Origin of the sequence: Clostridium pasteurianum (assembly GCF_001705235.1) — a bacterium.
GTDB classification, from domain to species: Bacteria; Bacillota; Clostridia; order Clostridiales; family Clostridiaceae; genus Clostridium_S; species Clostridium_S pasteurianum_A.
Genome location: NZ_MCGV01000001.1, coordinates 3,991,242 through 4,013,786 on the forward strand (window position 1 = coordinate 3,991,242; position 22,545 = coordinate 4,013,786).

The 22,545-nt window shown below is 31.2% G+C and carries 19 protein-coding genes and 1 pseudogene; all 20 read left to right on the forward strand.

What is annotated here, in order from left to right:
* Positions 1-58 precede the first annotated feature (58 nt).
* Entirely contained in the window at positions 59-1,138 is a 1,080-nt protein-coding gene (locus tag BEE63_RS17790) for an undecaprenyldiphospho-muramoylpentapeptide beta-N-acetylglucosaminyltransferase (RefSeq protein WP_066022659.1), read from the forward strand.
* A 573-nt stretch (positions 1,139-1,711) separates the two neighbouring features.
* Positions 1,712-2,332, forward strand: coding sequence for a CAP domain-containing protein (locus BEE63_RS17795; protein ID WP_066022660.1), 621 nt, complete (start codon positions 1,712-1,714; stop codon positions 2,330-2,332).
* 626 nt (positions 2,333-2,958) lie between these two features.
* Positions 2,959-6,474, forward strand: coding sequence for a pyruvate:ferredoxin (flavodoxin) oxidoreductase (nifJ, locus tag BEE63_RS17800; RefSeq protein WP_066022661.1), 3,516 nt, complete (start codon positions 2,959-2,961; stop codon positions 6,472-6,474).
* A 204-nt stretch (positions 6,475-6,678) separates the two neighbouring features.
* Entirely contained in the window at positions 6,679-7,020 is a 342-nt protein-coding gene (locus BEE63_RS17805; RefSeq protein WP_066022662.1) for a DUF1292 domain-containing protein, read from the forward strand.
* Positions 7,021-7,322: 302 nt separating this feature from the next.
* Complete coding sequence (locus BEE63_RS17810; protein ID WP_066022663.1) at positions 7,323-7,964, forward strand: HAD-IB family hydrolase; 642 nt, start codon at positions 7,323-7,325, stop codon at positions 7,962-7,964.
* 43 nt (positions 7,965-8,007) lie between these two features.
* Positions 8,008-8,859, forward strand: a complete 852-nt coding sequence (locus tag BEE63_RS17815; RefSeq protein WP_066022664.1) for an aminotransferase class IV — start codon at positions 8,008-8,010, stop codon at positions 8,857-8,859.
* Positions 8,860-9,016: 157 nt separating this feature from the next.
* Complete coding sequence (locus BEE63_RS17820) at positions 9,017-10,960, forward strand: flagellar assembly protein A (protein WP_066022665.1); 1,944 nt, start codon at positions 9,017-9,019, stop codon at positions 10,958-10,960.
* Positions 10,961-10,971: 11 nt separating this feature from the next.
* On the forward strand, positions 10,972-11,415 hold the full coding sequence (locus BEE63_RS17825) for a chemotaxis protein CheW (protein ID WP_066022666.1): 444 nt from the start codon (positions 10,972-10,974) through the stop codon (positions 11,413-11,415).
* An 18-nt stretch (positions 11,416-11,433) separates the two neighbouring features.
* A complete protein-coding gene (locus BEE63_RS17830) occupies positions 11,434-11,934 on the forward strand; it encodes a chemotaxis protein CheD (RefSeq protein ID WP_066022667.1) in 501 nt (166 codons plus the stop codon).
* Between the two features lie 15 nt (positions 11,935-11,949).
* Positions 11,950-13,011: a protein-glutamate methylesterase/protein-glutamine glutaminase gene (locus BEE63_RS17835; RefSeq protein ID WP_066023279.1), complete on the forward strand. Its 1,062-nt coding sequence runs from the start codon at positions 11,950-11,952 to the stop codon at positions 13,009-13,011.
* Positions 13,012-13,013: 2 nt separating this feature from the next.
* Positions 13,014-13,781: a CheR family methyltransferase gene (locus BEE63_RS17840; RefSeq protein ID WP_066022668.1), complete on the forward strand. Its 768-nt coding sequence runs from the start codon at positions 13,014-13,016 to the stop codon at positions 13,779-13,781.
* A gap of 12 nt (positions 13,782-13,793) precedes the next feature.
* Positions 13,794-15,860 carry a chemotaxis protein CheA gene (locus tag BEE63_RS17845; RefSeq protein ID WP_066022669.1) on the forward strand — a complete coding sequence of 689 codons (2,067 nt, stop codon included), beginning with the start codon at positions 13,794-13,796 and terminating at the stop codon, positions 15,858-15,860.
* Positions 15,861-15,876: 16 nt separating this feature from the next.
* Positions 15,877-16,479, forward strand: a complete 603-nt coding sequence (locus BEE63_RS17850) for a chemotaxis protein CheC (RefSeq protein WP_066022670.1) — start codon at positions 15,877-15,879, stop codon at positions 16,477-16,479.
* 17 nt (positions 16,480-16,496) lie between these two features.
* Positions 16,497-16,856, forward strand: a complete 360-nt coding sequence (locus BEE63_RS17855; protein ID WP_066022671.1) for a response regulator — start codon at positions 16,497-16,499, stop codon at positions 16,854-16,856.
* Positions 16,857-16,929: 73 nt separating this feature from the next.
* On the forward strand, positions 16,930-17,331 hold the full coding sequence (locus BEE63_RS17860; protein WP_066022672.1) for a chemotaxis protein CheW: 402 nt from the start codon (positions 16,930-16,932) through the stop codon (positions 17,329-17,331).
* Positions 17,332-17,363: 32 nt separating this feature from the next.
* Positions 17,364-18,361 (forward strand): annotated as a pseudogene (fliM, locus tag BEE63_RS17865) (flagellar motor switch protein FliM).
* A complete protein-coding gene (gene fliY / locus BEE63_RS17870; RefSeq protein WP_066022673.1) occupies positions 18,354-19,589 on the forward strand; it encodes a flagellar motor switch phosphatase FliY in 1,236 nt (411 codons plus the stop codon). The pseudogene fliM and the gene fliY overlap by 8 nt, the downstream one beginning before the upstream one ends.
* A gap of 186 nt (positions 19,590-19,775) precedes the next feature.
* Positions 19,776-20,051 carry a flagellar biosynthesis anti-sigma factor FlgM gene (locus BEE63_RS17875; RefSeq protein ID WP_066022674.1) on the forward strand — a complete coding sequence of 92 codons (276 nt, stop codon included), beginning with the start codon at positions 19,776-19,778 and terminating at the stop codon, positions 20,049-20,051.
* 190 nt (positions 20,052-20,241) lie between these two features.
* On the forward strand, positions 20,242-20,652 hold the full coding sequence (locus BEE63_RS17880) for a flagellar protein FlgN (protein WP_066022675.1): 411 nt from the start codon (positions 20,242-20,244) through the stop codon (positions 20,650-20,652).
* A 23-nt stretch (positions 20,653-20,675) separates the two neighbouring features.
* Positions 20,676-22,541: a flagellar hook-associated protein FlgK gene (flgK, locus tag BEE63_RS17885; protein WP_066022676.1), complete on the forward strand. Its 1,866-nt coding sequence runs from the start codon at positions 20,676-20,678 to the stop codon at positions 22,539-22,541.
* The last annotated feature ends 4 nt before the right edge of the window (positions 22,542-22,545 follow it).

The following is a 22,545-nucleotide window of genomic DNA, read 5'->3' on the forward strand; positions in this document are numbered from 1 at the left end:
AATTTTATGAAAAATGATTTTAAATTGAAACGTTATAATTATGAAAAGGAGTGTAGTTATGAAAAAGCTAAAAATAATAATGACGGGCGGGGGTTCAGCTGGACATGTTACACCCAATTTAGCGCTTGTCCCCAAACTTAAAGAACTTGGGTATGAAGTGCAGTACATAGGAACAAAAAATGGTATAGAAAGAAATATAATTGAAAAGGAAAAAATAAATTATCATTATATATCTAGTGGGAAGCTGAGAAGATATCTTGATATTAAAAATTTTACTGATCCATTTAAAGTTATTTTAGGTGTATTTCAATCTATTAATATATTAAGGAAGGAAAAACCCAATATAGTTTTTTCTAAAGGTGGTTTTGTGTCTGTACCTGTTGTTATAGCTGCACATTTTTGTAAGATACCAGTAATAGCTCATGAATCTGATATAACACCGGGACTTGCAAATAAGATATCTGCACCTTATTGCACAAAAGTTTGCGTAACTTTTCCTGAGTCTCTTAAAAATATAAAAAATAATAAAGGTACACTAACAGGTACACCTATAAGGGAAGAATTATTTAAGGGAAGCAAATTAAAAGGCCTTGACGTATGTGGCTTTTCTGGTGATAAACCTGTACTTTTAGTAATAGGTGGAAGTCTTGGCTCAAAGGTTATAAATGAAAATATTCGAAAAAGTTTAAAAGAACTTACTAAGAGATATGATATAGTCCATATTTGCGGTAAAGGTAATATAGATGAAAGTTTAAACAGTACTAAGGGATATAAGCAATTTGATTATATATCCTGGCAACTACCTCATGTTATGAATGCGGCGGATTTAGTAGTCTCAAGAGCAGGAGCTAATGTAATTTTTGAACTTTTAGCTCTTAAAAAACCTAATGTACTCATTCCACTTTCTAAAAAATCAAGTAGAGGGGATCAAATTTTAAATGCAAGATCTTTTGAAAAGAATGGGTATAGTGTGGTAATAGAAGAAGAAGAATTAAATCCATCTTTACTGGTTAATAAAATTATTGAACTTGAAAAAAATAAGAAAAAGTATATAAATAGCATGAATTTAAGTCCTGTAAAAAATGGTGTACAAAATATAATAAATGTAATAGAAAAATACAAAAAAGTTGCGAAGTAACAGTATTTTGGAACGTTAAATAAAGCTCATAAGTCTAAGCTCCAAATTATAAAAATACTAAGAAATTTTAATAACTCGCTGGGGTGATTGCTCAAACAAATTAAAATTTCTAAGTCTTTTTATAATTTGGAGTAAGTTTTATTGAGCTTTATTTAAATTGTTTCCAAAATGTTGTTACTTCGCTTGGAATAAGGGCAAGGAAGATTTTTATACGCTATCACTACTGAAAATCTAAATTAAAATTCATACAAATAAGGCTACAAAATAATAAAAATACTGAGAAATTTTAATAACTCGTTTGTTGAAAGATCAATCAAGAGTTAAGAATGAAGGATGGTATTCCACCATGTTACTCTAGAAAATCTATATTTTATAGAAGAACAGTTCCACTAGTGTTAATGGAAGTATTTTGTAGTGAAACGGAAAAAAAGTTACCATCATTCTTAATTCTTCATTTTTAATTCTTAATTTTTTTAAAGTTTATATTTTCGATTGTTATATAACAACTTTATGAATATTTTTTAAATAAACTCCTAAAAATAATAAAAACTTATTTTTAGGAGGATGAATTTTATGAAAAAAATCTGCTGCTTTTTTATGAGTATTCTAATTGCGCTATCAATGAGCGCAGGTAGTGTATGTGCTCAAGCTAATTATACAAATTACAGTGTCAGAAGTGGTGATACTCTTTCAAAGATAGCAAACAAAAATGGGGTAAGTTTAAATCAAATAATTTCTCTTAATCCCAAGTTCTCAAAGTCAACAGCCATCTATGTTGGAGAAACTATAAAAATTCCAGTAAATGGACTTACAGGTCAAGAAAATGAAGTCTTAAGACTTGTAAATGTGGAAAGGGCTAAGTATGGTCTTCCAGCTTTAAAAGCTAATGTGCAGCTTTTTAATGTTGCCAGAATAAAATCAAAGGATATGCTTACTAGAAATTATTTTTCGCATACATCTCCTACCTTTGGTTCAACATTTTCACTACTAACAAGATATGGCATATCATATGCTGCAGCTGGAGAAAACATTGCTTATGGATATGTTAATGCTGCAAGTGTTATGAGAGGTTGGATGAATTCTCCAGGACATAGAGCCAATATTCTTGGAAAACAATATAGAGAGCTGGGAGTTGGAGCTGCAAAATCAAGTAATGGGCAAATATACTGGACACAGGTTTTTATTAAAAGATAACGAATTAACAGTATTTTGAAACATTAAATAAAACTCATAAGACTAAGCTCCAAATTATAAAAATACTAAGAAATTTTAATAACTCGCTGAAAAGAAGCTCAGATAAATTAAAATTTCTAAGTCTTTTTATAATTTGGAGCAAATCTTATTGAGTTTTATTTAAATAGTTTCCAAAATACTGTTACTTCGCTTAGAATAAAAACAAGGTGAATTTTTCTATGCTTCCCTGGGAAAAATAATATATTAACCTAGTTGGTTTGGAATTTTTTAAAAATTACGAATTGAAGAAAAAGATGAATTAACTTGAAAATAATTTAAGCGATATATATAATATAAAGTAATGCAAAAATTAAAATTTAATTAGCATTATAGGTACAATGAAAAGCTGTACATTAAAAAATTTAGATAAGTAAAAAAGAGAAAATAAATGAAAAGTTGTAATTTATGAAGAAATGCTAAGCATTTTCACATTAGAGTTATGATAATTAAAAAAAGAAAAGTTTTGCTTTGAAAATTTTTTATAGTATAGTTAAAAATGTAACAAGCTCTTAAGCTTTTATAGGCAAAATTTATAATTTTACCTATAATTCCTAATAAAATAATTTGTAGGAAGGGGTATAAACAACATGAAAAAAATGAAAACTATGGATGGTAATACAGCTGCAGCTCATATTTCATATGCGTTCACAGACGTTGCAGCAATCTATCCTATTACTCCATCATCACCAATGGCAGAACACGTAGATGAATGGGCAACAAAAGGAAGATTAAATCTTTTTGGTCAAAAAGTTAAAATCATGGAAATGGAATCAGAAGCAGGAGCTGCTGGTGCAGTTCACGGATCATTACAAGGAGGAGCTTTAACTACTACATATACAGCTTCTCAAGGAATGCTTTTGATGATTCCAAATATGTACAAGATTGCAGGAGAACTTTTACCTGGAGTATTCCATGTAACTGCAAGAGCTTTAGCTACTCATTCTTTAAATATATATGGAGATCAGCAGGATGTTATGGCTGCAAGACAAACTGGATGTGCTCTTCTTGCTGAAGGAAGTGTACAAGAAGTTATGGACTTGTCAGCAGTAGCTCATTTAACTGCTATAAAGGGCAGAGTTCCTTTCATAAACTTCTTTGATGGTTTCAGAACTTCACATGAAATTCAAAAGATAGAAGTAATGGATTATGAAGATTTAAGAGGATTAGTTGATATGGATGCTGTTAATGCATTTAGAAGAAGAGCATTAAATCCAGATCATCCAGTTCAAAGAGGAAGTAATGAAGGTACAGACGTTTACTTCCAAGGAAAAGAGGCACAAAATAAATTCTACAATGCACTTCCTGAAATCGTTGAAAATTACATGGCTGAAATAAGCAAAATAACAGGAAGAGAATATCATTTGTTCAATTACTATGGTGCTAAAGATGCAGACAGAATAATCATAGCTATGGGTTCAGTTTGCGATACTGTAGAAGAAACAATTGATTATTTAATGGCTAAAGGAGAAAAAGTCGGAGTATTAAAAGTACATCTTTACAGACCATTCTCAGTTAAACATTTCTTAAAATATATACCAAAGACAGTTAAGAAGATTGCTGTTCTTGATAGAACAAAAGAGCCTGGTTCAGAAGCTGAGCCATTATATCTTGATGTTGTTAAAGCTTTCTATAATGAAGCAAGCAGACCAGTTATAGTTGGTGGAAGATACGGACTTGGTTCAAAAGATACATTACCAGTTCATATTTATTCAGTATTTGAAAACTTAAAAGCTGATGCACCAAAAGATGGATTTACAATCGGAATAAACGATGATGTTACACATACATCTCTTAAAGTTCCAAATGTTGAAATAGATACAACACCAGAAGGAACTAAAGCATGTAAATTCTGGGGTCTTGGATCAGATGGTACTGTTGGAGCAAACAAGAGTGCTATAAAGATCATAGGAGATCATACTTCAATGTATGCTCAAGGATACTTTGCTTATGATTCTAAAAAATCAGGTGGTATAACAGTATCACATTTAAGATTTGGTAAAAAACAAATAAAATCACCATATTTAGTAGATAAGGCTGATTTTATTGCTTGTCATAACCAAAGTTATGTTAATAAATATGATGTTCTTGCAGGACTTAAAAAAGGTGGAAACTTCTTACTTAACACAATCTGGACTCCAGAACAGTTAGAAGAAAAACTTCCAGCTGCAATGAAACAATATATAGCTAAAAATAACATAAACTTCTATACATTAAACGCTATTAAGATTGCTCAAGCAATTGGTCTTGGCGGAAGAGTAAACATGATTTGTCAAGCTGCATTCTTCAAAATTGCAAACATCATTCCAGTAGAGGATGCTGTTAAGTACTTAAAAGAAGCAGTTGTAACAAATTATGGTAGAAAAGGTCAAAAAGTTGTTGATATGAACAATGCTGCAATAGACCAAGGTGTTGGAGCTATTGTTAAGATAGATGTTCCAGCAGCATGGGCTGATGCAAAAGATGCACCAAAAGCTGAAAAAGCAAAGCCTAAGTTCATAACTGATATACTTGAACCAATGAATAGACAAGAAGGAGACAAACTCCCAGTTAGCGCATTCACTGGTAAAGAAGACGGAACATATCCTGTTGGAACAGCAGCTTATGAAAAGAGAGGAATTGCTATAAATGTTCCTGAATGGGATGTAGACAAATGTATTCAATGTAATCAATGTTCATTTGTTTGTCCTCATGCAGTAATAAGACCAGTTCTTGCAACTGCAGAAGAAGTTAAAAAAGCTCCAAAAGAAATGAAATTCAAGAAAGCTATGGGAGTTAAATCAGCTGAAGATTTACAGTTCTCAATAGTTATAAGTCCTCTTGATTGTACTGGATGTGGAAACTGTGCTGAAGTTTGTCCTGCAAAAGAGAAAGCTTTAGTTATGAAACCAGCTGAAAGCCAAGCTTATGAAGCAGAGTACTTTGAATATGCAGTAACTCTTCCTCAGAAGAAAGATGTTGCTAATGAGTACACAGTTAAGGGAAGCCAATTTAAGAAACCACTTCTTGAGTTCAATGGTGCTTGCGCAGGATGCGGAGAAGCTTCTTATGCTAAAGTTATAACTCAATTATTTGGTGATAGAATGGTAGTAGCAAATGCTACAGGTTGTACATCAATTTGGGGATGTAGTGCTCCTTCAATGCCTTATACAACTGATGAAAATGGACATGGACCAGCATGGGCAAACTCATTATTTGAAGATAATGCTGAATATGGTTTAGGTATGAACCTTGCATCTCAGCAGTTAAGAAATAGATTAGCTGATCTTGCTAATGAAGCAATTAACTCTGGCGTAAGTGCAGAATTAAAAGCAGCTCTTCAAGAATGGGTTGACAATAAAGATGATGGAACAAATTCAAGAGCAATAGCTGATAAATTAACAGCTTTACTTGAGAAAGAAAAAGATTCAAATCCAGCTCTTGCTGAAATGTACACTAATAGAGATTACTTAGTTAAGAGATCTCAATGGATATTCGGTGGAGATGGTTGGGCTTATGATATCGGATACGGCGGCTTAGACCACGTACTTGCAAGTGGAGAAGATGTAAATGTATTTGTATTTGATACAGAAGTTTACTCAAATACAGGTGGACAATCATCAAAATCAACTCCATCATCAGCAATAGCTCAATTTGCTGCTTCAGGTAAGAAGACTAAGAAGAAAGATCTTGGAATGATGGCAATGAGTTATGGTTACGTATATGTAGCTCAAGTTGCTATGGGTTCTGATAAGAATCAATTAATGAAAGCTTTAAAAGAAGCTGAAAGTTATCATGGTCCATCACTTGTAATAGGATACTCACCATGTATTAACCACGGCTTAAAAGCTGGAATGGGTAAATCACAAGTTGAACAGAAGAAAGCAGTTGACTGCGGATACTGGGCACTTTATAGATATAATCCATTATTAAAAGCAGAAGGAAAGAATCCATTTACTCTTGATTCTAAAGAGCCAACTGGAAACTTTAAAGAATTCTTACTTGGTGAAGTTAGATATGCTTCATTAAAGAAAGTATTCCCTGATAAAGCCGATGAACTATATGCTAAGACTGAAAAAGATGCAAAAGAAAGACTTGAAGGATATAAGAAATTAGCTGCTCAATAAAAATAGAGGACCTTAGGGTCCTTTATTTTTATGTTTAAAAGATTTTGATACTAATAGTTATTTAATATATAATTTATGACTATGGTATGATACATAGATTTTATTTTTTAGGAAAAATTTTAATAATTTTAGAAAAAAGACTTTTAAAATTATTAAAATAAGGGTAGAATGATAACATGATGTAAAAAAAGGAGTGAAGTTTTAATGAAAGAAGATGAAATAAAAAATTCCTGTGAAGGCGATTGTGGCTGTGGAGAACATGAACATGAACATGGATGCGATTGTGGATGTGGCGGCTGTGGATCTGAAGAAGCCATGGTAGTTGAATTAGAGGATGAAAATGGCAATGCAGTCTCATGTGAAGTTGTAGATGGCTTTGTTTATAATGATAATGAGTTTGCTTTGGTTCAAAATCCTGAAAATGGTTCAGTTTACCTTTTTAAAGTTGTAGGTGAAGGTGAAGAAGGAGAACTTGTAATACCTGATGATAAGGAGTTTGAAGCTGCTACAAAGTATTATGAAGATATTATGAGTAAAAATAATTAACCTATATTAGGTGATTAAGTTGGCTTTGAATTAAGTATATTCAAGTCGGATACTTTAAGAAATTTTGGATTTTATTCATATAAAATTAAATCTGTAAGGAATAAAAAGTCATATATAATTTATTTTAATCTGAGATTATTTATTAATTCGTATATGATTGTAAATTTTATCACATGAAACTTATAGTGTGTAGAATGTAATGCTTTTTTCCTTATGTAGTAAAAGGGGTCGTGCATTTTGCATAATCCCTTTTTATATGCAGAAAAATAAGTTGCTTTTATATATAGAAGGAGAAAAAATTAATGAAAAAATTAGCTATATTTGATGTTGACTACACTTTAACTAAAAAAGAAACTCTATTTGAGTTTTATAAATTTATGGTTAAAAAGAATTTTAAAATAATAATGAAGTTTCCTAAAATAATTATTGCAGGTGTGTTATATGTATTTAAAATATTAGATGCAGGAAGTGCAAAAGAAATGTTTATTTCGTTTATAGATGGAGTAAAAGAGGACGAAATGAAACAGTATGTTAAAGAATTCTATAATACAAAATTAAGTAAGATATTATATGTTGATGCTATTAATACAATGAAAAAGCTCAAGAGTGAAGGATACGATATATATTTAATATCAGCATCAGCAGAATTTTATTTGAATGAACTTTATAATATAAAAGAAGTTGATAAGATTATTGGAACAAGATTTACATGTGGGGAAGGTGCATTTAAAAGGAAAATCATAGGCGAAAACTGTAAAGGTGAGGAAAAAGTAAAAAGACTTAAAGAATTTTTAAAAAAAGAAAAAATAGATGTAGATTTTAAGGCATCGTACATGTTTTCTGATTCCTTATCCGATATGCCACTATTTAAATTGGTGGGGCATCCATATCTTGTAAATCCTAAGAAAAGAGATGATAATATTGAGGCTTTAAATTGGAAATAAAAATTGTTTTACAAAGATTTTTTAGAAAGAAGTGTATAATAATATGGAGAAATGTGCTGGAAGTTATTTTTTATATAATGGAAAAGTAGAAGATAAAAGTAAATTTGATGGTGGATTTGATTACAAAGGAAAATGTTTATATGAAGTAATTAGGATAATTGATGGTATTCCACTTTTTTTAGATGGTCATATTCATAGATTTGAAAATTCATTTAAAATTGAAAATTTGAAGTTGCCTGTTACGGAACATAAAATAGAAGAAAATATATTTGAGCTTGTAAAGGCTAATAATAAGAAAATAGGAAATATAAAATTAGTATTTAATTATGTAGATAACAAATTTGATTTTTATAGTTATTTTATTCCACATAAGTATCCAGACAAATCGGACTATGAAAATGGAGTTAAAACAATAATTTACCATGGAGAAAGAAGTAATCCTAATGCTAAGGTTATAAATCTAGATTTTAGAAGCAGTGTTGATAAAAAAATAAAGGAAATGAATGTTTTTGAAGCTATACTTGTGGACAGAAATGGAAATATAACTGAGGGGAGCAAATCAAACATATTTATGGTAAAGGATAATAAGGTTTACACGGCCCCTAAAGAGGATGTGCTGCCAGGTATAACACGAGATGTTATAATTAAAGTTTGCAAAAATTGTGGACTAGAAGTTTTAGATAAAAGAATTAATTATAAAGATATAAATAAATTAGATGGATTATTTATTTCAGGGACATCACCTAAAGTTTTACCAATTTGTGAAGTGGATGAAATGAAGTTTGATTCTCAAAAAGTTCAAACTATAAAACGTATAAGAAAAGGATATGACGAATATATAGAGAAATATATTAGAGATTTTAATAGCAGAAATCAAAAAAATAATATACAATAATAGTAAGATGTATTATAATTAATAAACCGTATTAATTAAATTAAATATTATAGTTATAAAGGTTTAGTAAAGTTTTACGATAAATTAAGTAAAAAATGTGTGGGTTAAAGGTAACATGATTTTAATTAATAACTTTTTTGATGGGGAGATTTTTTAGATGAAAAATGAAATTTTTAATGGATCCACAGTTGATGATTGCATAGTGCAGGCTTGCAAAAAATATAATTTGACTAAGGCTGATATTAAATACGAAGTAATCGAAGAAAAAAGGGGAATATTTAAAAAGAAGGCATCAATAAAGGTTCAAATTATTGATAAGAATAATAAGAATAAAGAATTACAGCATGAAAATAGTAATGGCACAATTCAAGTTCTAAATAGTAAGATAATAGTTAAAGATCCCAAAGAAGGTGGTAATAATGCTGTAATTGTAGTACCTAAAAATATTAATGTTAAAATTGATGGAAAAGAAGTTACTGGAGAAAATGAGGTTTCCAGCTCTAATATAATAGAAATTTATTTTCATGAAATTGAGAAACCAGAGAGAAGAGCTGATATAAGTGTTTCATCAGATAAGATGAGTGCATATGTAAATATAACTTATACTAATAAGAACATATATAAGCTTAAAGATACAAAACCTTCAGCCAGAGTAGTTCTGCAGGAAGAAATTTTAAGAACCGAAAAACCGCCAATATATACTAAGGCTGAACTTTTAGATACTTTAAGGGCAGCAAATATATCTTATGGTATAGTTGAAGAAAATATGTCCAAGTGTACTTCAGATGATGGAGCAATGAATGTATTAGTTGCACAAGGAATTAAAACCCAAGATGATGAGGACGATTATATTGAGTTTAAATTTGATGTAAGAAAGAAAAATGGCTTCAAGGAAAGCAAAAATGGAAGAATAGACTTTAAGAGTATAGGATTTGTTAATGCTGTTGAAGAGGGAACCATATTAGCTGTAAGACATACTGGTAAAGAAGGACATGATGGTAAGGACATATATGGAAATGAAACTAAAAAGAAAAAAGGAAAGTCAGTAAAACTTAATGTTGGTGAAGGTTGCCAAATTAAGGACGATAATACAGTTGTGTCCGTGCGAAAAGGTGAGCCAGTATATAGTGGAAATAAAATTTCAGTTATAGCAATACATGAAGTTAATTCTGATGTGGATTTGACAACTGGAAATATAAAATTTGTTGGAGACGTTTTTATTCACGGCAGCGTAAATGAGAGCATGAAAGTTGAATCTCAAAATAATGTTAAAATTGATGAGAACGTTGAGAATGCTACAGTTATTGCTAGTGGAAATATTTTTATAGAAAAAAATGCTATTTTCTCTACCGTATGTGGGGGTGGAGAGGATGTATTTGTATTAAAGCAACTGGAGTTTCTCAATACTATAGGCTTAAATATTAAAAAGCTATTAGAAGCTTTTGAACAATTAAAGAATTATAATGCACCAAAAGCAGAAGTTTCAGATGGCCAAATTTTAAAAGTGCTTTTAGAAGGAAAGTTTAGGTTAATACCTAGATTGTGTGAAAAATTTGTAAGCATATGTGATATGGATGATAGTGATAATATTGAAATTATAAATATATTTAAAGCTAAGATAATAGGTATGGGACCCTTAAATATAAAGCATGCTGATGAGCTAAGTGGAATTGCTTCACTTTGCGATGATAAGGTTTCTAAGCTTAAGCTAATGCTTTCTGTACCTGTAGATGTTAGTGTAGGATATTGCCAAAATTCAAAGATAGAAAGTTCAGGAAATGTATTTATATCTGGGAAGGGAGAATATATTTCTGATATATCTGCAAGGAACAATGTTATATTTAATAATGAGAATGCCATAGCTAGGGGTGGCGTTATAAAGGCTGGTAATGAAATAAAGTGTGGTGTTGTTGGAAGTATAGGAGGCGTTTCTACAAGAGTACAAACTGAGAAGAATGGCAATATATATGCTGAAGTAGCCTATCAAAATACCATATTTGCTATTGGCAATAAGGAATCTGTTATAGAAAATCCGTGCAAGGATATTCATGTATATGTAGATAAAGACGATGAACTTGTTGTTGATAAATTATTATTATAGGAGGATAACATATGAATGACAATGTAAAAATACTTATATTTGTTGTGAATAAAGAATATTATGCAGCAGATATTATGCAAGTTGAAAGAATTCTTGGTCATGAAATATCAACAAAAATTCCAGATGTACCAGATTTTGTTGATGGCGTGATTAATTATGAGGGTAGTATATTGCCCGTAATTTCTCTTGCTAAAAGATTTAATCTTCCAGATAGTGATGTTACTAATGAAACAAAAGTAATAGTTTCAAAACTTGAAAATGGTAAGGTTGGAATAATTGTTGATTTAGTGTCTGAGGTTAGAGATGTAGCTTTAAGTGATATAGAAGAACCACCTAATGTAATATCAGGTATTTCCAAGCGTTATATAAAAGGACTTATAAAGACAGACAACAATATAGTTATTTTTCTTGATATATCAAAAATACTAACTGATGAGGAAAAAGAACTACTTTAGGGTAGTTGGGGTATGATAATGGAAGAGATAGAAAAAATTAAGGAGATTAGAGTTGGTATAGCAGATCTTAATGCTGCACTTTCTCCAAACAAGATAATAACTGTTGGTTTAGGATCATGTATTGGTATAGCTATTTATGATGAGAAAAATAAATTAGGAGGACTTTCACATATAATGCTTCCTGACAGCACTCAATTTAGCAAGGTTACAAATCCTTATAAATTTGCTGATTTAGCAGTACCTATATTGGTAAAGAAAATGGAGAAGATGGGAGCTAATGCTAGGAATATGAAAGCGAAAATAGCTGGTGGTGCTTCAATGTTTAACTTTTCAGATAAAAGTATGAACATGGACATAGGAAATAGAAATGGTATTGCAGTAAAGAAAATTTTAAGTGAGCTCCATGTACCACTATTAAGTGAAGATATTGGTGGAAATAAAGGAAGGACAATGATTTTTGATACTTTTGATGGAAGCGTTAGTATTAGGACAGTTGGTATGGGAACTAAGAAAATTTAGGTGGAGTGGATGACTTTGGAAAAAATAAAGGTTATTGTAGTAGATGACTCAGCTCTTATGAGAAAGCTGATATCAGATATGTTAAATACCAGTGAAGACATTGAAGTTATAGGAACCGCGACAAATGGGCAGGATTTATTAAATAAATTGAAAATTATGCAGCCCGATGTTATAACTCTAGATATAGAAATGCCAGTGATGAATGGTATTGAAACACTTAAAGCTATTAAATACTTAAAAAAGGATATGGCTGTAATAGTTTTTAGTAGTGTTTCACAAAAAGAAGTGAAGTATACTATGGATTGTCTATATTTAGGTGCTTTTGATTTTATTTTAAAACCTGAAAGAACCTTTGATATACCTAAGTTAAAAGATGGACTCATAAAGAGAGTAAAGGCAGCATATAGTCAAAGTGAGTATAAAAAAACAAGTGTAAGTTTTAAGAATAATATTATCAAAGAAAGAAAAGTGAAAAATATAGATAACAGTAATATAAATAATAGCAATATAGAAGCAGTAGTTATAGGGGCGTCAACAGGTGGACCTAAAGCTTTATACAAGGTTATTACAAACTTTCCTGAAGACATGAATGTGCCGATTTTTGTAGTTCAGCATATGCCTGTTGGCTTTACAAAAGCTTTTGCTGATAGACTTAATGACAATAGTAAAATGCGAGTTAAAGAGGCAGAAGATGGAGAAACATATGAGGCTGGAAAAGTTTATTTGGCACCTGGAGGATATCATATGGAAGTTAATTTTAATAATAAAATAAAACTTACTACAGATCCGCCTATATGGGGTGTTAGACCTGCAGTTGATAAGCTGTTTATTTCGGCTTCTAAAATTTTTAATTCGCATATAGTTAGTGCAGTATTAACAGGCATGGGAAAGGATGGTGCAAAGGGAACAGAAGTTATAAAGGATAATGGGGGAGTGACAATTGCAGAAGATGAATCAACATGTGTTATATATGGTATGCCAAAGTCAGCTTTTGAAACTGGAAAAGTAGATATTGTTCTTCCATTAGATAGAATATCAGATGAAATAATAAAGATAGTACGAGGTTTCAGGAGGTAAATATGGATTTAGGCGAATTTAAAAAGTGGGTGCTAAGAGAATTTGGCATAGATTTGTTTGCTTATAAGGAAAATCAATTACATAGAAGAATCTTAAGCTTAATATCAAGAGTAGGAGCTGAATCTATTGATGAGTATGTTAAAATACTTAAGAGGGATGAAGATCAAAGGCAGAGATTTTTGGATTTTATAACTATTAATGTTACAGAGTTTTTTAGAAATCCAGAAATATTTAAAGAAGCTGAAAAAGAGCTTAGAAATATGGTATACTCAAATAAGGAACCACTTAAAATTTGGAGTGCTGCATGTTCAATAGGTGCTGAACCATATTCAATTGCAATTATACTCGATAAAATAGATAGTTTTAGAAAGCATAACATAATAGCTACAGACATTGATTCAACAATATTAGGCAAAGCAAAACTTGGTGAGTATGCAGAAAATGAAATAAAAAATGTAGAAAAGAAAGATTTAGATAAATATTTTAGAATTATAGGCGATAAATATATCGTGGACGACAAAATAAAAAAAATGATAACATTTAAGAAGCATGATTTAATATTGGATTCTTATGATAACAATTTTGATCTTATAGTGTGCAGAAATGTTGTTATATATTTTAATCAAGATGTCAAAGAAAAAATTTATAAGAAGTTTAGTCAGTCATTAAAGAAAGGTGGATTGCTTTTTGTAGGAGCTACTGAGAGTATATATAATTATAAAGAATATGGTTTTGAAAAAGCATCTACTTTTATTTATAGGAAGCTGTAAGGAGGGGAATTTATGGATACATCTCAATATTTGTCGATATTTCTAGAAGAATCTATGGATAATTTACAAACTTTAAATGAAGCACTCCTTCAATTGGAGCAGGAGCCAGATAATGTAGACAAGCTAAATGAAATATTTAGGGTTGCACATACTATAAAAGGTATGGCAGCTACTATGGGCTATAATACTATGGCAGCTTTGACTCACAAAATGGAGGATGTCCTTTCAGAATTTAGAGATGGACAGCTTAAAGTTACTCAGGAAGTTGTAACTGTCTTATTTAAGTGTCTTGATACACTTGAGCAAATGGTAGATAATATTCAAAATGGAGAAGAAGAAGGAGTTCCAGTTGATGATATCATATCAAAGCTTGAAGCTATATCAGGAAGCGTTAATTCTGATAAAAAGGATACAAATGTTCAGGCATCACCTGAAGGTAATGAAAATAGTGATGCAAAGGCAGAAGAAAGCAAAAAAGATAATCAAGGCGTAGAACTTAATGAATATGACTTAAATGTTATGAAGCAGGCTATTGAAAAGGGATATAATGCATTTTATGTTGAAATTAATTTGAGTAAGTCAACTTTACTTAAGTCAGCAAGAGCCTTTTTAATATTTAAGAGTCTTGAAGAGTGGGGAGAAATTACAAAATCTATTCCTGCTACTGAAGATCTTGAAGCAGAAAACTTTGAGTTTGAAATACAACTTGTTTATTTAACTACTAAGGAAGAAAAAGATGTAAATGAAATATTAAGTGAAATTTCAGAAATAGATAGTATAAAAATAGAACAATTGACAGAAGAAGAACTTAAAGCTAAGTATAATAAAGGCGAAGAAAAGGCTAAAGAAGCTAATAAAGAAAAGAAAGCTGAAAGTAAGCCAACGCCAGCTGCTCAAGAAAAGGCTAAGAAAAGTAGTCCTAAAAAGACAACTCAGCATACACATAAAAAAGTTCATCAGTCTGTTAGAGTTGATTTAGAGAAACTTGATAAATTTTTAAATATGGTTTCAGAGCTTGTTATAAATAGAACAAGACTTGAGCAAATAAGTCAAAATTATAAACTTGTTGAATTAAATGAAACTTTGGAGCAGGTAGCTAGAACTACTAATGATCTTCAAGATTTAGTTATGAAGATAAGAATGCTTCCACTTGATACTGTATTTAATAGATTTCCAAGAATGGTAAGAGATTTATCAGTTGAACTTGATAAAGACATGGAACTTATTATTGAAGGTCAGGATACTGAACTTGACAGAACAGTCATAGATGAAATTGGTGAGCCACTTATCCATCTTATTAGAAATGCAGCTGATCATGGTGTAGAGACAAAAGAGGATAGACTTAAATCTGGTAAAGATCCTGTAGGAAAAATAAGACTTATAGCATATCAAGAAGGAACTAAGGCAGTAATAAAGGTTCAAGATGATGGCTATGGAATTAATGTGGAGAAAGTAAGAGAAAAAGCTGAAGAAAGAGGAATAAACACAGAAAGTATGACTGAAGATCAAATAGTAAATTTGATATTTGATCAGGGCTTCAGTACAAATGATAAGGTAACAGATATATCCGGTAGAGGAGTTGGAATGGATGTTGTAAAGACTAAAATACAATCTCTTAACGGAACTGTTGATATGACTACAGAACAGGGAAAAGGCAGTACATTTACTATAAAATTGCCATTAACCCTTCAAATTATTACTGCATTATTAGTTAAAGTTGGAGAAGAAAATCTTGCTATATCTTTAAATGCAATTGATAGTGTAATTGATCTTAAGGAAGCAGAAATAAAGAAGACAAATAATAAAGAAGTTATAATATATAGGGGTAAAGTACTTCCTATAATTAGAATTAATGAAAAGTTGGGACTTGAAAAGTCAGATAGTGATAAAATATATATAGTAATAGTAAGAATAGGAGATAAAATGGCAGGACTTCTTGTGGATTCACTTATTGGTCAGCAGGATATTGTTATAAAACCACTTGGAAAAACTTTAAAAGGTTTAAAAGAATATATTGGTGCAACTATATTGGGAGATGGTCTCGTAACGTTAATACTTGATGTTGCTTCCCTGGTGTAGAGGAGGATGATCAAATATGAATTACTTACAATTAACTCCTATGCAATTAGATGCAATAAAAGAAGTTGTAAATATTGGTTCTGGCAATGCCGCAACGGCTTTGTCTCAACTATTAAATAAAAAAATAGATATGACAGTACCGGATGTAAATATAGTTCCATTTAATACCCTTTTTTCAAACGTAGGTGAAGAAGAGGTAGCAGTTGGGGTTGTGGTTAGGGTACTTGGAGATACTCCTGGAAATATTTTATTTGTATTTGAAAAGGAAACAGCTATTGAAATAGTAGAAACATTGACAGGAAGTAAGGAAGAAGAATTGAATGATATGTGTGCTTCAGTATTATGTGAAATAGGTAATATAATTTCTAGTTCATATATGAATGCCATAGCTAAATTCACGAATCTAGTTATAACACCATCGGTACCGGCTTTTACATATGACATGCTGGGGGCTATACTCTCAACAAGTTTTATAGAAGCTGGACAATGTGATGATAATGTTCTTGATTTGGAAACAGTTTTTCTTCAGGACAAAACTAGAAATATAAGTGGGCATTTTTATTATATACCAATGCCCGGTTCATTAGAAAAGATATTAAATATTTTGGGAGTAAATTAATATGGAGGTTGAAAAAAATGGCTAAAGTTTTAATTGTTGATGATGCTGCTTTTATGAGAATGATGATTAAGGATATATTGGAGAAGAATGGTTTTGAAATAGTAGGAGAGGCAAGTAATGGTCTAAAGGCTGTTGAAATTTATAAAAAGGAAAAACCAGATGTAGTAACAATGGATATAACTATGCCTGATATGGATGGTATAGAAGCCGTTAAAGCTATAAAATCTTTTGACCCAGCTGCAAGAGTTATTATGTGTTCTGCTATGGGACAACAAACAATGGTTATGGATGCTATAAGAGCAGGTGCAAGAGATTTCATAGTAAAGCCTTTTCAAGCTGATAGAGTACTTGAAGCTATAAAAAAGGCATTAGGATAAAAAATACAGTGCTAACACTTCAACAGTAATTATATTAGGTTGAAGCAATTATAAGAGTAATAGGGGTGAGATAATGCAAGTTGTTGTTTTTAAGTTAAATGATGAGCAGTTTGCAGTTGAAACATCAAGAGTTCAAACAATTGTTGAAAGTATGACTGTAACTAAAGTGCCTAAAGCACCTGATTATGTCAAAGGCCTCATAAATATAAGAGGTAATGTGCTTTCACTTTTAGATATAAATCTTCTTCTTGATATAGGTGATGGTGATAATGAAGATGAAAGTATAATAATACTTAAATTAGAAGAAGAACTAGTTGGAATATCAGTTAATCAAGTAGATGAAGTATTAGATATAGATGAAAAATTGATAGAAAAAGTAGATGATAATAGTAAAAAGGATTATGTAAAAGGCGTTATTAATTTTAAGGATAGAATAGTTACCCTTATAGATATTGATAAATTGATAAAAAATTGATAATGAAGAATGAGAAGAAATGAGGGAAAATTATGGCAGACGTTTTGTCACAAAGTGAAATAGATGCCCTATTATCTGCCTTATCCTCCGGTGAACTTCAGCCTGATGAGCTTCCAAAAGACGAGGACAAGCAAAAAGTAAAAGTATATGATTTTACAAGTCCACAGAAGTTTACTAAGGAGCATATAAGAACCCTTGAACTTATTCATGATAATTATTCAAGAATAATGTCTAATTATTTAACAGCACAACTTAGGGATAACGTAAAAGTAAAAATAGAAACAGTTGAACAAATAACTTATGAGGAGTTTATTCATTCAGTACCAAATCCTACAATTTTAACAATATTTAAGATGCCTCCTCTCAGTGGAACTATTTTATTTGAAACGAATCCTCAATTTATAGATCAGGTTATAGATATACTTCTTGGTGGCAATGGTGAAGGGAAATATAAGCCAAGAGATATAACTGATATAGATAAGAATATTATTATGAAGATAAATCAAGGACTAATCGACAACTTAAAATTAGCATGGGGAGATGTGGTTAATGTTGAACCAGAGATAGAATCTCTTGAAACAAATCCGGCACTTAACCAAACCTTGGGTCCTCATGAACCAGTTGCACTTATAACATTTTCGGTAGATGTTGGACACAGCCACACTTATATGAATATTTGTATACCATATCTTAGCATAGAAAAAATATTAGACAAACTTGTTGTACAGTATTGGTATCAGGAAAATGATGAAGAGATAATTGATGAATCAAGAACAAAATTGAGGAAGAGACTGGATGTGGTTGATGTTCCTTTAACAGCTAAATTAGGATTTAGCAAAATAACTGTGGCTGATTTCTTGAAATTATCTATTGGAGATGTAATAACTTTAGATAATAAGTGCAGCGATCCTATTCCTATATATATATATATGATAAGTTACATTATGTAGCTACACCTGGAATTATAGGTAAAAGTATGGGGATTAAGATATTAGATAAAATTGATAAGGATGTGGGAAAATATGAGTGATGGATTTCTTTCACAAGAAGAGATAGATTCTCTTTTGAATGGGGGAGAAGATAATTCTGATTCACCTGAAGAGCAGAAAGAGGATACTGCTAATGATGATAATGGTTTAAATGATATAGAAAAAGATTTATTAGGTGAAATAGGAAATATTTCTATGGGCTCGGCATCTACAGCCCTTTCAACTATAATTGGTCAAAAAGTTAATATAACTACACCTATTGTAACAGTAACAACACTTAGCGAATTAAAGAAAAACTTTGAGGTTCCAAATGTTGCACTTGATGTTAAATATATCAGTGGAATTTCTGGAGAAAATTTGCTTGTAATGAAAGTTACAGACGCTGCTGTTATTGCTAATTTAATGATGGGTGGAGATGGTAAAGTTGAAAGTAAAACTTTATCAGAAATTGAACTTAGTGCAGTATCGGAAGCCATGAATCAAATGATTGGAGCATCTGCCACTTCCATGGCTACCATGCTTTTACGTGAGGTAAATATTTCACCTCCAGTATCTAAAATATGGGATTCTAAAACTGATATGTTATCAGAGAATATTAAGGAAGATGAAAGTATAGTTCAGGTGGCATTTAAATTGACTATTGGTGATTTGGTTGATAGTCAGATTATGCAGATATTGCCTATAGAAACATCGAAAAAAATGATAGGAATAATGATGGGCGGGAATAATTCTAAAGGTGATGAGGAAAAGCAAAATTCTGAAGAAAGTGCACCTAAAGATAATGGTAATTCACCTGTAAAAGATGAACCTACACCTGCAGTTACGGCTGCTCCGGAGCAGAAGGCATCACAACCTCAGATGCAAGCAGCATATACTAATACTGCACCACCTCAGACGCCTCAGCCACAAATGCAAGTACCACAAGGACAAATGTATGCACAACCTAAAGTTGAGGTTAATAGAGCATCATTTCAGCCTTTGGAAGCTTCAGAGGTCTATGGTGCACCTAAGAATATAGATCTTATAATGGATGTTCCACTTGAAATTTCTGTTGTTTTAGGAAGAGCTAAAAAGAATATTAAGGATATTCTTAACTTAGGTACTGGATCACTTATAGAACTTGATAAGCTTGCTGAAGAACCAGTTGAAATACTTGTAAATGGTAAAAAGATTGCTTATGGTGAAGTTGTTGTTGTTGATGAAAACTTTGGAGTTAGAATTACAAGTATTGTAAGTAATGAAGAGAAAATAAAAAGTTTGAGAAAATAATGTTTTTAGCTTATATATATGGGAGGATTAATCACTTGAATTTAATTAAGTGATTAAATCCTCCCATAATTATTTTAATACTAATATAAATTTATCGTTTATAGTTACGATAATAAAATTAGCATATGGTATAATTTTATTTTTGTATAAGCTTGATATATATGATTAGGAAAGGAGTATACAATTATGAAAATAAATAGTGTAGATGCTGGTAAGGTTATTCAATTTTATAAAACTAGTAAAAATAGTAATATCAATCAAAAAAAATCTGTTAATGAAGATAAAATACAAATTTCTAATACAGGCAGAAGCTTAAGTGCATTTGTTATGGATGTGCCTGAAGAACAAAATGAGAGAAAAGTTGCTTCTATACAAAATGAAGTATCAAATGGAACTTATAACATAGATCCCAAATTGATTTCACAAAAGATGATTGATGTTATGAGAAATAGAACATTATAAGGGTATTTGTTTTCGATTTTAAGTTTTAAATATCTTTTATTACTGAGGTTCATGGTGAATTTCCAATCTAGTATTTTCAAGCATATACTTAAATTCAATGGAGTTTATACTATAATTTAGTTCTATCTTGGATATCTTAAGTAAAAGCAAGTTTACATTAGAAGAGTAAAGTTAGGAAGGAATGATATATATGAAAAAAATGCTAAATGAACTTATGCTTAAGGAATACGATGCATTAAATGAGTTAATTGTGCTATTAGAGAAGCAGTATAATCTTTGCATTAATGAAAATGCTTTTGAGCTTGAGGCTGTAGCTAAAGACATAGAAAAAAGCAGTATTACTATTGGTAAATATGAACTTGAACGTAGGGAACTTACTGGTAGTAAAAGTGTAAAGTTAATTATAGAAGAATTAAATGATAAAGAATTAAATGATAATTTCCTTAAGCTAAAGAATATTATTTTAAAAGTTAAATCTCAAAATGAAATTAATCAGAGCTTACTTAAGAGAAGATTAATGTTTACTAATAAAGTTTTGAGAATCTTCAATCCAGATAGAGGTGCAAAAGTATATAACAATTATGGAAAAGTAAATAAATAGATAGATAGGTGGGAGATAAAGTAATGGCAGGATTAAATGGAACTATGAATATTGCTAGGTCAGGTATAACGGCGCAGCAAGCTGCAATTGATACAACGTCACATAATATTTCGAATTCCAGTACAGATGGTTACTCAAGACAAAGGGTTACCATGGATGCTACTTTCTATAATGGTGCAGGAGAATTTGATTCCAGAGGCCCTCAGGCAGGTACAGGGGTAGCAATAACTGATATTGCAAGAGTAAGAGATATGTTCCTTGATTATGCATTTAGGAGAGATACAAGCAGTACTGGATATGCAGCATCTGTTAAGTCATATCTAGATCAACTTCAACACATAACGCAGGAACCTTCGCAGGATGGTCTTGCTACCCAGATAAATAATTTTTTTAGTGCATGGAGTAAACTTGAGGGAGGAGCGGCAAGTGATCCTACTGCAAGAAAGGGCGTTGTTGAAGCAACTCAAGCACTTACAAATCAATTAAATAGTGCATATAAAAAATTGCAGCAGTTAAAAGATGATTGTAAGACAACTATAGGTGACTATGTAAAAAAGATAGATGGTGGACTTAATGATCTTGATGACCTTAATACTCAAATAATAAAACTTGAATACGTTGGTGATACACCTAATGACCTTATGGATGAAAGAGATCAAAAAGTTGAACAATTGTGCACATATTTTAATGTAGATCAAGATGTAGCTGATAATGGAGGGCTTACTTTAAAAGCTGGTGGTGCATCTTCAGATGAAAATTTAGTTCAACCTGTAGATGCTGATAAGGAAAAAAGACTCTCATTTGTTAATAGTATAAATGCTGTTGTAGATGGAGGCGGAAATCCTGTAACAGATGCTGCCACAGGAAATCCAGTATATAAAATAACTTACTATAGAAATGGAGATAAAGATAATCCTAACAATACAATTACAATGTATGCTAATTTGAGTTCAAGTGATTATGATAGCCTTAGCAAATATGGAATATTGATGGCAGATGTAAAGGGTAATGCAACAGTAAATGCTGGTGCTGGCTCACGTGATGGTGCATCTCAAACTACATCATTTAAACTTAGTGATCTTAATTTATTTTCTCCAACTGATGGTTCAATTAAAGGTATAGTTGATGCTCAATCAAATATTGATAATGCTATTAATAGTTTGAATACATTTGCTAAAGCTTTAGCTTTCACCGTTAATACAATAGAAAGTGGTCAATCTACTGTAGATTCATCTGATACTAGTGCGCATGCTGATAGTGAGCCATTCTTTGTAAATGGTGATACAGCTAAGTATAGTTTGGTTTCAGGCAATGCTACTGGATTTTCAACCAAGTATACTGATACTGATGAAGAAGGAATAACAGCGGGGAATATAACATTAAACCAGATGATAGTTGATAATAATGCAAAGATAAAGACAAGAACTAATGATAATAAATATAATGATGAAAGCTTAAATACAACAGATGGTCCAAATGATGGAAATAGGGCTAAGGCAATTGCTAGTATGCAAAATATACTGCTTAATATTTCTAGTATAACTGGGATTTCATCTAGAAATGATTTTATAACTGCGAATGGCGGCTTAGTTAATAATGCTGACGGAATTGCAGCATTTCACAATTATGATAATGGAACAACTTCATCGGATTATTATAGGAATATAATAGATGCTGTAGGTAACGAAGCTTCTGAGGCTGATAGAAATTATGCTACTCAAAATTCAACATTAAATGCTACTAAAAATAGCAGAACTGCAGTTTCAGGAGTTTCAGTTGATGAGGAAATAACAAATTTAATTCAATATCAACATGCATATCAGGCAAATGCTAAGGTAATATCTACAGTAGCTGATTTATTGGATGTTGTAATTGGACTTGTAAGATAATATT